The sequence below is a fragment of the Jiangella anatolica genome, assembly GCF_003236295.1.
In the GTDB taxonomy this organism is placed as follows: domain Bacteria; phylum Actinomycetota; class Actinomycetes; order Jiangellales; family Jiangellaceae; genus Jiangella; species Jiangella anatolica.
In genome coordinates this window covers 61,984-73,992 of sequence record NZ_POTW01000027.1, presented here as the reverse complement: position 1 = coordinate 73,992, position 12,009 = coordinate 61,984, and the positions used below count along the sequence as shown (strand labels likewise).

The following is a 12,009-nucleotide window of genomic DNA, read 5'->3' as shown; positions in this document are numbered from 1 at the left end:
CGACGGCGGCAACAAAAACGCCTGGTCACGATCCACCGACCGGTACTCCTTCGCCACGACCGCCACCCTCTCAAACCACGATCAACCAGGCCAGACGCCACACCGAGCCAAAACGCAACAGGCTCCACAGCGACGCAAAAGGTTGATGATCATGGGCGATCAGCCGGTCAGCCGTAGACGGCGCCGGCGGGGATGGCCTTGCGGCTGGCGATGATCTGGTCGGCGAGGCCGTAGTCGACCGCGTCCTGCGCGGAGAAGGTCTTGTTGCGGTCGGTGTCGGCGCGGATCTTGTCCACCGCGTGACCCGTGTGCCGGCTGAGGATCGCGTCCATCTCCGAGCGCACCTTCGCCACCTCCTTGGCCTGGACGGCGAGGTCGGGCAGCGTGCCGCGGGCCTGGCTGGACGGCTGGTGCAGCATGACCTTGGCGTGCGGCAGCACGAACCGCCGGCCCGGCGCGCCGGCCGCCAGCAGCACCGCCGCCGTCTCCGACGCCTGGCCCATGCAGGTGGTCGACACCGGCGGGGTCACGTACTGCATGGTGTCGTAGATCGCGGTGAGCGCGCTGTACGTCCCGCCGGGGGAGTTGATGTACAGCCCGATCTCCAGGTCCGCGCTGACCGACTCCAGGTGCAGCAGCTGGGCCATGACGACGTTCGCGACGCCGTCGTCGATCGGGGTGCCGATGAAGACGATCCGCTCGTTCAGCAGCCGCGAGTAGATGTCGAAGGCGCGCTCGCCCGACGGCGTCTTCTCGATCACCGTCGGGATCGTGTACTGGCTCACGCGCCCACCCCCACGACCGGGCGGCCGGACCGCGGCCGGACGTCGTCCAGCTGCTCGACGATGTGGTCGATGAAGCCGTAGGCCAGCGCCTCCTCGGCGGTGTACCAGCGGTCGCGCTGACTGTCGGCCTCGATCCGCTCCGGCGGCTGACCGGTGTGCTCCGCCGTCAGCGCCGTCATGAGCGCCGACGTGCGGGCCAGCTGCTCGGAGTAGATCTCGATGTCCGCCGCCGTCCCGCCGAACCCGGCCGAGCCCTGGTGCATGAGCACCTGCGCGTGCGGCAGGCTGAACCGCTTGCCCGGCGTGCCGGCGGTGAGCAGGAACTGACCCATGCTCGCCGCGAGCCCCATCGCCAGCGTGCTGACGTCGTTCGGGATCAGGCGCATCGTGTCGTAGATGGCCAGGCCCGCGCTGACCGAGCCGCCGGGGGAGTTGATGTAGAGGCTGATGTCGCTGCGCGGGTCCTCGGCGGACAACAGCAGCAGTTGTGCGCAGAGCCGGTTCGCGACCTGGTCGTCGACCTCGGTGCCCAGCACGATGATCCGTTGGTGGAGGAGCCGGGTGGCCAGCTGGTCGTCCAGCGTCCCGGTGATCGGTCCCGCGTTCGTCATGTCGTTCTCCCTTCTGCCCTCGATCATTGGCCGGGCGCGACGGCCGCTCCAACGGAATCTGCTGGCAGCAGAGACGGCGCGGTCGTGGCAGCATGGTGGGCGTGACGAGCAGTCCCGACGAGGCGCAGCGGCTGCGCGACCTGGCCCGGCTGCGTCGTGTCCGCGACCGGATCGACCGCGAGTACGCCCAGCCGCTGGACGTCGAGGCGCTGGCGAAGGGCGCGAACATGTCGGCCGGTCACCTGAGCCGCGAGTTCAAGCGGGCCTACGGCGAGTCGCCGTACTCGTATCTGATGACGCGGCGCATCGAGCGGGCGATGATGCTGCTGCGCCGCGGCGACCTCAGCGTCACCGAGGTGTGCTTCGAGGTCGGCTGCCAGTCGCTGGGCACGTTCAGCACCCGGTTCACCGAGCTGGTCGGGGAGCCGCCGAGCGCCTACCGGGCCCGCACCGCCGAGCCGGCGCCGGAGATGCCGTCGTGCATCACCAAACAGGTCACGCGGCCGATCAGGAATCGAGAAGCCAAGCCCGCGGCGGCCCCACTAGCGTGACGTCCATGGACATCACCATCCAGAACGCGTTCCTGCCGCAGACCGATCCGGAGGCGTCGCTCGCGTTCTACCGCGACACGCTCGGCTTCGAGCTGCGCCTGGACGTCGAGTACGAGGGGATGCGCTGGCTCACTGTCGGGCCGCCGGACCAGCCCGGCACGTCGATCGTGCTGCACCCGCCGGGCGCTGATCCGGGCATCACCGACGACGAGCGCCGCACCATCAACGAGCTGATCGCCAAGGGCGTCTACGGCGCGATCACGCTGGCCACGCCCGACCTCGACGGCGTCTTCGACCGGCTGCAGGCCAGCGGCGCCGACGTGCTGCAGGAGCCGATGGACCAGCCCTACGGCGTCCGCGACTGCGCGTTCCGCGACCCGTCCGGCAACGTGGTCCGCATCAACCAGACCACCTGAGCGCGGCGATGGCGCCGGCGGCCGCGACCAACCGGTCCTACCGCGAGGTGCTGCGCGACCGCGGCGTGGCCGGCCTGCTCGCCGGCGACCTGCTGGCCGGCGCCGGCACCGGCATGCTGCTGGTCGCGATGCCCGTGCAGACGCTGGCGATCCACGGCCGTGTGCCGGTCGCGGTCGCCGTCGGGCTCGTCGCGGCGGCGCCGTTCGTGCTGTCGACGGCGCTGGCGACGGTGATCGGGCTGGGCCGGGCCGGGCTGTCGCCGCGGACGCTGCTGATCGCCGACTGCGTGCTGCGCGCGCTGACGTTCACCGCGCTCGGCGTGCTGGCCGTCACCGACCGGCTGACGCTGCCGGTCCTGCTCGGCGGGCTGCTGATCGGGTCGGTGTTCCGGCTGGCCGGGTCCAGCGGCCGCCGCCTGCTGGCGACGTCGATGGCCGGCGACGATGGACGGTTCGCCGTCAACGGGCTGCTCGGGCTGAACGCCTCGGTCGCGCTGTACGTCGTCGGGCCGGTGCTGGGCGGCATCGTCGTCGCGGCCGCCGGGCCGGGGGTGGCGCTGCTGGCCGACGCCGGTGGCGCGCTGATCCTGCTGGCCGCCGTCCTCGTCTCGGCGCCGCGGGACGCGGGTCCGGCCGGCGGCCGGCCGAGCGCGGGGGAGTCGGGCTGGTCGATCCTGCGCCGCCGGCCGGTCGCCGCCCGGCTGCTGGTCGTCGTGTTCTTCTTCAACTTCCTCTACATGCCGATCGAGGTGGCGCTGCCGCTCTACGTGCGCGACACGCTCGACGCCGGACCGTCCGCGCTGGGCCTGCTGTGGGGCGCGCTGGGCGCCGGCGCGTTCGTCGGGGCCGCCCTGGTGAACCAGCTGCGCGACCTGCCGCAGCGGCAGCTGCTGATCGCGATCGTCGGGTTGTGGGCGCTGTGCCCGATCGCACTGTCCGTCGTCGGCGGTCTGCCCGCCGCGATGATCGTGTTCGGTCTCGGCGGGCTGGTGTGGGCGCCGTTCACGCCCGTCGCGTACAGCTTCGTGCAGTCCGGGCTGGCGCCGGAGGAGCACCAGCCGGTGGTCACGCTCTGGACCACCGGCGCGACGGTGGCCGCGCCGCTGGGCCTGCTGGCCGGCGGGCCGCTGATCGAGCTGGCCGGGGTGACCGGCGGGCTGGTGCTGTCCGGCGTGCTGACGCTGCTGCTGGCGCCGCTCGCGGCCGTCGCCGTGCTGGGCCGTCGCTAGGGTGTGTCTCCCAAGTCCATGGCCTACTGCGCGACGCCCAGGCGGCGCCTCGCTGCGTTCTCGTCAGTCGCCATAGGCACCGCTATGTCTCCTTCCTCGGCCTTGCGAGGCATCCACCTGGACGCCGCTCGCTACGGCCGAGACTTGGGAGACACACCCTCGGCCGGCGCTAGGGTCGGTCCGGATGGACGGGTCCACCGCGGTCGAGATCGCCTGCGACGAGTCCGGCTCCGAAGGGGAGCGGCTGGCCGGCGGCAACACCGACGTGTTCGGCTACGGCAGCGTGCTGATCGACGCCGCGGCCGCGGCCGCCTGCGTCGCCGAGCTGCGCGACCGCATCCGCTCGCCCGCCGTCGAGTACAAGGCGAACCACCTGCTGCGCAGCAAGCACCGGGCGGCGCTGGCGTGGTTCCTCGGCCCGACCGGCCCGATCGCCGGACACGCCCACGTCTATCTGGTCGACAAGCCGTTCCTGCTGGTCACGCGCGTGGTGGCGGAGGGCGCGGCGACGCTGTACCGGGCCGGTCCGCGCGTGTTCGGCCCGGCGGCATGGACGGCGTTCCTGACGGCGGCCAACGACCTGCTCCGCTCGTCCGGACGGGGTCCCGTTCCGGACGATCCCGCCGCCGCGTTCGCCGTCGCGGTGGCCGGGCTGACGGCCGCCGCGCCCGCCGACGGGCCGGTCGCCGCCGTCGTCGACGCGCTGCGGGCCGGCCGCGCGCCCGGCGCCGTCACGTCGCTGGACCCGCTGCTGCCCGCGTTCGTCCGCGCCGTCGAGCACTGGAGCGCGCCCGGCCGGCCGGTCCGGGTGCTCCACGACGAGCAGCGCATCCTCACCCCGCGGCGGCTGGCCGCGCTCGGCACGCTGGACGGGCGGCTGGCCGGGGTCCGGTTCGCCGACTCGATCACCGAGCCGCGGGTCCAGGTCGCCGACTTCCTCGCCGGCGTCGCGCGCAGGATCGCCGAGGACGCGCTGGCCGGCGCGCCCGACCCCGAGCTGGTCGCGCTGCTGCGCCCGTACGTGGACCCGGCCTCGATCTGGGCGGATTGGGCAACACTCCGTCCGGCGGCGGAGTCGGTCGGCGGGCCTGGCTAGGGTCGCGGAGATGGAGCTTCGCGACCGAGTGGCCGTCGTCACCGGTGGCGCCGGCGGCGCCGGCCGGGCGATCGTGGCGGCGCTGGCCGAGCACGGCGCCGCCATCCTGGTCGCCGACGTCGACGGCGACCGGTGCGCCGCCACCGTGGCCGAGGTCGAGGCGGCCGGCGGACGGGCCGCGTCGCTCGTCGTCGACGTGTGCGCCGACGACGCCGCCGAGGCGCTGATCTCGTCGGCCGCGCGGCTGGGCCCGCTGGGTGTGCTGGTGAACAACGCCGGCGGGGCCGGCGGACCCGTGGCGTTCCCGGACGCCGCGCCCGAGCAGTGGGACCGCGTGCTCGACCTCAACCTGCGTGCGCCCATGCGGCTCACCCAGGCCGTGCTGGAGCCGTTGCGGGCGGCCGGCGGCGGTGCGGTCGTCAACGTGGCGTCGGGCGCGGGGCTGGAGCTGTCGCCGTACCGGTCGCCGGAGTACGGTGCGGCGAAGGCGGGGCTGATCCGGTTCACCGCCGCGGTCGCGGGACTGCGGGAACGCTTCGGCGTGCGGGTCAACTGCCTCGTGCCGGGCTGGATCGGGCTGCCGCGGGCGCACGCCGAACTGGCGGCGATGTCGCCGGCCGACCGCGTCCGGACGCCGCCGTTCGTGCCGCCGCAGAGCGTGGCCGCGGCGGTGCTGCGCCTCGCCGGGTCCGACGATCTCGCCGGCCGCGTGCTGGTGCTGCGCGGCGGACGGGAGCCGGAGCTGCTCGATCCGGCGCCGTTCGAGTAGGCCTCGGTCGCCCGGCGGGTCAGCCGTCCTCGGCGGTGCGCAGGACGCCGGTGAGGTGCTCGGCGGCGGCGAGGACGGCGGGCGCGTGCACCCGGCCGGGCTGGCGGGTGAGACGCTCGATGGGCCCGGAGACGGAGACGGCGGCGACGACGCGGCCGGAGGAGGAGCGGATCGGCGCGGACACCGACGCGACGCCGGGCTCGCGTTCGCCGACGCTCTGCGCCCAGCCGCGGCGGCGGACCGCGGCGAGCATCGTCGCGGTGAAGCGGGCGCCCTGCAGACCGCGGTGCATGCGCTCCGGCTCCTCCCACGCGAGCAGTACCTGGGCGGCGGACCCGGCCAGCATGGTGACCGTCGCGCCGACCGGGATGGTGTCGCGCAGCCCGCTGGGCCGCTCGGCGGCGGCGACGCAGATGCGCTGGTCGCCCTGACGGCGGAAGAGCTGCGTGCTCTCGCCGGTCGCTTCGCGGAGCCGGGCGAGGACGGGGCCGGCGGCGGCCAGCAGCCGGTCCTCGCCGGCGGCAGTGGCCAGTTCGCCGAGCCGCGGACCCAGCACGAATCTGCCGTGCAGGTCGCGGGAGACGAGGCGGTGGTGCTCCAGCGCGACGGCGAGCCGGTGGGCCGTGGGGCGGGCCAGTCCCGTGGAGGCCACGAGGTTGGCGAGGGTGGCCGGGCCTGCCTCAAGAGCCGACAGGACGAGTGCGGCCTTGTCTAGAACGCCGACTCCGCTAGAGTTGTCCATGACTCGATATTGCCATCTCAACATGCGAGATCGCAAGTGGTGGATCCACCGAGATCGTGTGACCGACGAACGGAGCAGGTGATGGGCAAGACCCTGGCAGAGAAGGTGTGGGACGCGCATGTCGTGCGTCGAGCCGAGGGTGAGCCTGACCTCCTCTACATCGATCTTCATCTTGTCCACGAAGTGACCAGTCCGCAAGCCTTCGACGGCCTGCGACTGGCCGGCCGCCCGGTCCGCCGTCCGGACCTGACGCTGGCCACCGAGGACCACAACACCCCCACCGTCGACATCGACAAGCCCATCGCCGACCTCACCAGCCGCACGCAGATCGAGACTCTGCGGAGGAACTGTGAAGAATTCGGTGTGAGGCTTCATTCTCTGGGCGACGTGGAGCAGGGCATCGTGCACGTCGTCGGTCCGCAGCTGGGCCTGACGCAGCCGGGCCTGACGGTGGTGTGTGGTGACTCGCACACGTCGACGCACGGTGCGTTCGGCGCGCTGGCCTTCGGCATCGGCACCTCTGAGGTCGAGCACGTGCTCGCCACCCAGACGCTGCCGCTGCGGCCCTTCAAGACGATGGCGATCAATGTCGAGGGCACGCTGAGGCCGGGCGTGACGGCGAAGGACATCATCCTCGCCGTCATCGCCAAGATCGGCACCGGCGGCGGTCAGGGCTACGTCCTGGAGTACCGCGGCGAGGCCGTCCGCGCGCTGTCGATGGAGGCGCGGATGACGATCTGCAACATGTCCATCGAGGCCGGTGCCCGCGCCGGCATGATCGCGCCCGACGACACGACCTTCGCCTACATCGAGGGCCGCCCGCACGCGCCGCAGGGCAAGGAGTGGGACGCCGCGCTGGAGTACTGGCGCACCCTCTACACCGACGACGACGCGGTGTTCGACGCCGAGGTGACGATCGACGCCGACGCGCTGGAGCCGTTCGTCACGTGGGGCACCAACCCGGGGCAGGGGCTGCCGCTGTCGGCGTCCGTCCCCGACCCGGACAGCTTCGCCGACGAGTCGGAGAAGGCGGCCGCGCGCCGGGCGCTGGAGTACATGGCGCTCGAGGCCGGCACGCCGCTGCGCGACATCGCCGTCGACACCGTCTTCATCGGGTCGTGCACGAACGGCCGGATCGAGGACCTGCGCGCCGCGGCCGCCGTCGTGAAGGGGCGGAAGAAGGCCGACAGCGTCCGCGTGCTCGTCGTGCCCGGCTCGGCGAAGGTCCGGCTGCAGGCCGAGCAGGAGGGGCTGGACCAGGTCTTCACCGAGTTCGGCGCCGAGTGGCGGCACGCCGGCTGTTCGATGTGCCTGGGCATGAACCCCGACCAGCTGGCGCCGGGCGAGCGCAGCGCGTCCACGTCGAACCGCAACTTCGAGGGCCGCCAGGGCAAGGGCGGCCGCACCCATCTGGTCAGCCCCCTGGTGGCCGCCGCGACGAGCGTGCGCGGCACGCTGTCGTCGCCGGCCGACCTCGAGCCGGCGTCGTAGGAGACAAGGTCATGGAGAAGTTCATCCGGCACACCGGTGTCGGTGTCCCGCTGCGGCGCAGCAACGTCGACACCGACCAGATCATCCCGGCGGTGTACCTCAAGCGCGTGACGCGCACCGGGTTCGAGGACGGGCTGTTCGCGGCCTGGCGCGGCGACGAGACGTTCGTGCTCAACAACCCGGCGTTCGCCAGCGGCTCGGTGCTCGTCGCCGGCCCCGACTTCGGCACCGGCTCGTCGCGCGAGCACGCCGTCTGGGCGCTGAAGGACTACGGGTTCAAGGCGGTGCTGTCGTCGCGGTTCGCCGACATCTTCCGCGGCAACTCCGGCAAGCAGGGGCTGCTCACCGGCCAGCTCAGCCAGGACGACATCGAGCTGATCTGGAAGGCGCTGGAGAACGCGCCCGGCACCGAGGTGACCGTCGACCTCGACCAGCGCGTCGTCACCTGCGGCGAGATCGTCGCGCCCATGCAGGTCGACGACTACACCCGCTGGCGGCTGATGGAGGGGCTCGACGACATCGGCCTCACGCTGCGGCACACCGACGCGATCGACGACTTCGAGGCGGCGCGTCCGTCGCACAAGCCGCGCACGCTGGTCTGAAGATCCCCGATCCGCTGCCCTCAGCCGTCTATGGTGGGTGAGATGAACTCGCCCGCCGGGCGGGACGGCTGAGGAGCAACGGTGGGGAAGAAGAAACTGATCGACCGCATTGCCGACGGTTTCGACGGCAACCGCGAGGTGGCACAGCACGCTCTGGACTCCGTCGTCGAAGGTATCCAGCGCTCGCTGGCAGCGGGTGAGAAGGTCGCCGTCAAGGGGCTCGGCGTCTTCGACCGCGACAAGGACAAGAGCGGCAAGAAGAAGTCGAAGAAGCGCACGGTGCCGACGTTCAGTGCGGCCGACGAGCTCAACGACGTCGTCGCCGGCGTGAAGAAGGCGAGCACGCGCGTCAAGGAGTCGCTCTCGCTGGTGCCGGCGCAGGCTGCCGCGGTGGCGGAGTCGGCGACCCGCTCGGTGTCGTCGGCGGCCAAGCAGGTGGCCGACGCGGTCCGCGGCGACGACGCGCCCGCTCCGGCCCCGGCCAAGAGGGCCGCGACGACGGCGCGCAAGGTGCCGGCCAGCCGGCCGGCGGCGCCGAAGAAGGCGGCCGGCCCGGCCCGCAAGACCACGACGACCGCCGCCAAGAAGACGGCGGCCCCGGCGGCCCGCAAGACCACCGCCGCGGCGAAGAAGACGACGGCCGCGCCGGCCGCGAAGAAGACGACCGCGACCGCGGCGAAGAAGACCACGGCGACGCCGGCGGCGAAGAAGACCACGACCACGCCGGCGGCGAAGAAGACCACGACCACGCCGGCGGCGAAGAAGACGACAGCGACGCCGGCCAAGAAGGCGACCACGACGCCGGCCGCCAAGAAGGCCACGACGCCGGCGGCCAGGAAGACCACGACGGCGCCGGCCCGCAAGACCACGACCGCCGCGAAGAAGACCACGACGGCGGCGCCGGCCAAGAAGGCCACGACCACGGCCCGCAAGACCACGACGGCGGCGAGGAAGACGACGACGGCGGCGGCCAAGAAGACCGCAGCGCCGGCCGCCGGCGCCGCCACCGCGGCGAAGAAGACGACGGCGACGCCGGCCAAGCGCGCCGCCGCCACGCCGGTGCAGCCGGCCACCACGTCGGCGCCCGGCACGACGACGCCGCCGTCCACGGCGAGCTGACCCGGGTCATCCGGACGACCGGAGCCAGGCGGCGACCGCGAGGCCGCCGCCCGGCTCTCGTGTTGTCAGAGGGCGACGTCGAGCTCGGCGAGCAGCGCGGCCGTGCGCGGGCCGACGCCGAGCCGGCGGGCGTCCCACAGGTCCACCGCCGTGTCGACGTCGCGGCGGACCGAGGGCACGTCGGCCAGGTCCAGCTCGACCGCGCCGGCCAGCCGGTGCGCCGCCCGCGACCGTCCGCCGAAGGCCGGCTCGAAGTCGGCGTCCGGGGCGGCCGCGTAGATCGTCGTCCCGATCCCGGCCGCGTCGGCGACGAACGAGACCGCGTGCTCGGCGGCCGCCGTCAGCACCCGCGACAGCTCGGCAGGGCGCAGCGCGGGCAGGTCCGCGGACAGCGACGCCACCGCGGCGGAGCCGGACGAGCGGGCCGCCGCCGCGCCGTGCCGCAGCGCCGCGTTCAGCCCCGCGTCCGGCGCGTCCGCGACGACGTCGGCGCCCAGTTCGCGTGCCTCCTCGGCCGCAAGATCGTCGTCGGTCACCACGATCACCCGGCCCACCGCGTCGCAGCCAACCGCCGCGAGGACGGTGTCGGCGGCGAACGCGCGGGCGAACCGGGGCCGCTGCTCGCCGACGGCGTCGGCCAGCCGGGTCTTCGCGTGCTCGGGTCGCTTGACGGGCACCACGACGGTCCAGAGCTGCGTAGTCGTCATCGGGGTCCAGTCTGGCGCATCGCCGGCGACGGCGCGCCGGTGGCCGGTTCGACGTGCATGGCCCGGGGGCGAGACACTGTCTGCGGGCATACACGTGGGCGGAGGGAGAGGTACGTGGCGGTACGCAGGCCGGGGGCCGGGTTCGCGTTCAAGTTCATCGCGTCTCTGATCCGTCCGTTCCTCATGGCGTTCACCCGGCAGAACTGGCGCGGCGGGCAGTACATTCCGCCGCCCGGCACCGGCGTCGTCGTCGCGGGCAACCACATCTCGCATTTCGACCCGCTGACGTTCGCGCACTTCTTCTGGGACAACGGCCGCGCCACCCGCTACCTCGCCAAGTCCGGCGTGTTCCGCGTCCCGGTGTTCGGCCGGCTGATCACCGCCGCCGGGCAGATCCCCGTCTTCCGCGAGTCCCGCGACGCGTCGCAGGCGTACCGGGCCGCCGTGGCGGCGGTGCGCAAGGGTGAGCTCGTCGCCATCTATCCCGAGGGCACCATCTCGCGCGACCCCGATCTGTGGCCGATGGTGGGCAAGACCGGGGCCGCGCGGGTCGCGCTGGAGACCGGGTGCGACGTCATCCCGGTGGCGCAGTGGGGCGCGAACCACGTGCTGGCGCCGTACTCCAAGCGGATCCGGCTGCTGCCGCGCAAGACGATGTCGGTCATCGCCGGCCCGCCGGTCCCGCTCGACGACCTGCGTGACCGGCCGATCGACGCCGCCGTGCTGCGCGTCGCCACCGACCGCATCATGGCGGCGATCACGGCCCAGCTGGCCGAGATCCGCGGCGAGATCGCGCCGGCCGAGCGGTTCGACCCGAAGGCGGCCGGGATCCCGCCGGTCGGCGACCCGAAGCTGCCGGAGGAGCAGCCGTGACCCGCGCCGCCGTGTTCGGCGCCGGCTCCTGGGGGACGGCGTTCGCGCTCGTGCTCGCCGACGCCGGCGCCGACGTGACGATCTGGGGCCGCCGGCCGGAGCTGTGCGACGCGATCAACGCGACCCACACCAACCCCGACTACCTGCCGGCCATCGCGCTGCCGCCGTCGATCCGGGCCACCCACGACCCCGAGGAGGCCGCGCACCGGGCCGATCTCGTCGTGCTGGCGGTGCCGTCGCAGTCGCTGCGCGAGAACCTGGCGGAGTGGGCGCCGGCGCTGCCGTCGTCGTCGGCACTCGTCAGCCTGATGAAGGGTGTCGAGCTCGGCACCGCGAAGCGGATGAGCGAGGTCATCGACGACGTCACGGGCGCCGGCCCAGCGCGGATCGCCGCGGTCTCGGGGCCGAACCTGGCCGGCGAGATCGCCGAGCGGCAGCCGGCCGCGAGCGTCGTCGCCGCCACCGACGACGAGCTGGCCAAGCGGATCCAGCGGGCCTGCCACTCGCCGCACTTCCGCCCGTACACCAACCACGACCTCGTCGGAGCGGAGCTCGGCGGTGCGGTGAAGAACGTCATCGCGCTGGCCGTCGGCATCGCGGCCGGGCTGGGGTTCGGCGACAACGCTCGCGCGAGCGTCATCACCCGCGGGCTGGCCGAGACCGCGCGGCTGGGCGCCGCGCTGGGCGCCGACGCGTACACGTTCTCCGGCCTGGCCGGCCTCGGCGACCTGGCCGCGACGTGCATGTCGCCACTGTCGCGGAACCGCTCGTTCGGCGAGAAGCTGGGCCGCGGCATGTCCGTCGCCGAGATCGTCGCCGGCACCCGGCAGGTCGCCGAGGGGGTCAAGTCGTGCGAGTCGATCCTCGACCTCGCCGGCCGCCACGACGTCGACATGCCGATCGTCGGCCACGTCGCGTCCGTGGTGCGCGGCGAGCTGACGCCGGCGGAGATGGTCGGGTCGCTGTTGTCCCGATCGGCGAAGCCGGAGCGTCACGGGCACTGAAGGCGGGTAGGGTC

The 12,009-nt window shown here is 73.2% G+C and carries 14 protein-coding genes; 10 read left to right on the top strand and 4 right to left on the bottom strand.

From position 1 onward, the window contains the following. Nucleotides 1–167: 167 nt before the first annotated feature. Entirely contained in the window at nt 168–785 is a 618-nt protein-coding gene (locus C1I92_RS13555; protein ID WP_111255189.1) for a ClpP family protease, read from the bottom strand. Beyond that, complete coding sequence (locus C1I92_RS13550) at nt 782–1,396, bottom strand: ClpP family protease (protein ID WP_111255188.1); 615 nt, start codon at nt 1,394–1,396, stop codon at nt 782–784. The genes C1I92_RS13555 and C1I92_RS13550 overlap by 4 nt, the downstream gene beginning before the upstream one ends. Before the next feature lie 101 nt (nt 1,397–1,497). Between C1I92_RS13550 and C1I92_RS13545 the strand changes: the two genes are divergently transcribed. The 5 genes from C1I92_RS13545 (at nt 1,498) to C1I92_RS13525 (ending at nt 5,457) form a co-directional block, all read left to right on the top strand. Continuing rightward, entirely contained in the window at nt 1,498–1,947 is a 450-nt protein-coding gene (locus C1I92_RS13545) for a helix-turn-helix transcriptional regulator (RefSeq protein ID WP_199521195.1), read from the top strand. A 5-nt stretch (nt 1,948–1,952) separates the two neighbouring features. After that, on the top strand, nt 1,953–2,363 hold the full coding sequence (locus tag C1I92_RS13540; RefSeq protein ID WP_111255195.1) for a VOC family protein: 411 nt from the start codon (nt 1,953–1,955) through the stop codon (nt 2,361–2,363). Between the two features lie 8 nt (nt 2,364–2,371). Continuing rightward, nucleotides 2,372–3,592: an MFS transporter gene (locus tag C1I92_RS13535; protein ID WP_199521194.1), complete on the top strand. Its 1,221-nt coding sequence runs from the start codon at nt 2,372–2,374 to the stop codon at nt 3,590–3,592. Nucleotides 3,593–3,776: 184 nt separating this feature from the next. Continuing rightward, entirely contained in the window at nt 3,777–4,688 is a 912-nt protein-coding gene (locus C1I92_RS13530) for a DUF3800 domain-containing protein (RefSeq protein WP_111255186.1), read from the top strand. A 10-nt stretch (nt 4,689–4,698) separates the two neighbouring features. Next, the gene (locus C1I92_RS13525) at nt 4,699–5,457 is read left to right on the top strand and encodes an SDR family NAD(P)-dependent oxidoreductase (RefSeq protein ID WP_111255185.1); all 759 of its coding nucleotides are present in this window, start codon (nt 4,699–4,701) and stop codon (nt 5,455–5,457) included. Between the two features lie 19 nt (nt 5,458–5,476). Here the strand turns inward: C1I92_RS13525 and C1I92_RS13520 are convergent, their stop codons facing one another. Further along, nucleotides 5,477–6,199, bottom strand: a complete 723-nt coding sequence (locus C1I92_RS13520; RefSeq protein ID WP_111255184.1) for an IclR family transcriptional regulator — start codon at nt 6,197–6,199, stop codon at nt 5,477–5,479. An 81-nt stretch (nt 6,200–6,280) separates the two neighbouring features. On the opposite strand from C1I92_RS13520, the gene leuC reads away from it, so the two are divergent. From leuC to C1I92_RS13505, 3 genes are all read left to right on the top strand, one after another. Further along, nucleotides 6,281–7,690 (top strand): 3-isopropylmalate dehydratase large subunit, encoded by a 1,410-nt coding sequence (gene leuC, locus C1I92_RS13515; protein ID WP_111255183.1) that lies wholly within the window; start codon nt 6,281–6,283, stop codon nt 7,688–7,690. A gap of 11 nt (nt 7,691–7,701) precedes the next feature. Next, the gene (gene leuD, locus C1I92_RS13510) at nt 7,702–8,292 is read left to right on the top strand and encodes a 3-isopropylmalate dehydratase small subunit (RefSeq protein ID WP_111255182.1); all 591 of its coding nucleotides are present in this window, start codon (nt 7,702–7,704) and stop codon (nt 8,290–8,292) included. 81 nt (nt 8,293–8,373) lie between these two features. Continuing rightward, a complete protein-coding gene (locus C1I92_RS13505) occupies nt 8,374–9,411 on the top strand; it encodes an HU family DNA-binding protein (protein ID WP_111255181.1) in 1,038 nt (345 codons plus the stop codon). A gap of 65 nt (nt 9,412–9,476) precedes the next feature. On the opposite strand, the gene cofC is transcribed toward C1I92_RS13505, so the two are convergent. Then, entirely contained in the window at nt 9,477–10,118 is a 642-nt protein-coding gene (gene cofC / locus C1I92_RS13500) for a 2-phospho-L-lactate guanylyltransferase (RefSeq protein ID WP_111255180.1), read from the bottom strand. A 114-nt stretch (nt 10,119–10,232) separates the two neighbouring features. On the opposite strand from cofC, the gene C1I92_RS13495 reads away from it, so the two are divergent. Beyond that, nucleotides 10,233–10,991 (top strand): lysophospholipid acyltransferase family protein, encoded by a 759-nt coding sequence (locus C1I92_RS13495; protein WP_199521193.1) that lies wholly within the window; start codon nt 10,233–10,235, stop codon nt 10,989–10,991. Then, entirely contained in the window at nt 10,988–11,995 is a 1,008-nt protein-coding gene (locus C1I92_RS13490; RefSeq protein WP_111255178.1) for an NAD(P)H-dependent glycerol-3-phosphate dehydrogenase, read from the top strand. Before C1I92_RS13495 ends, C1I92_RS13490 begins: the two co-directional genes overlap by 4 nt. Nucleotides 11,996–12,009: the final 14 nt, after the last annotated feature.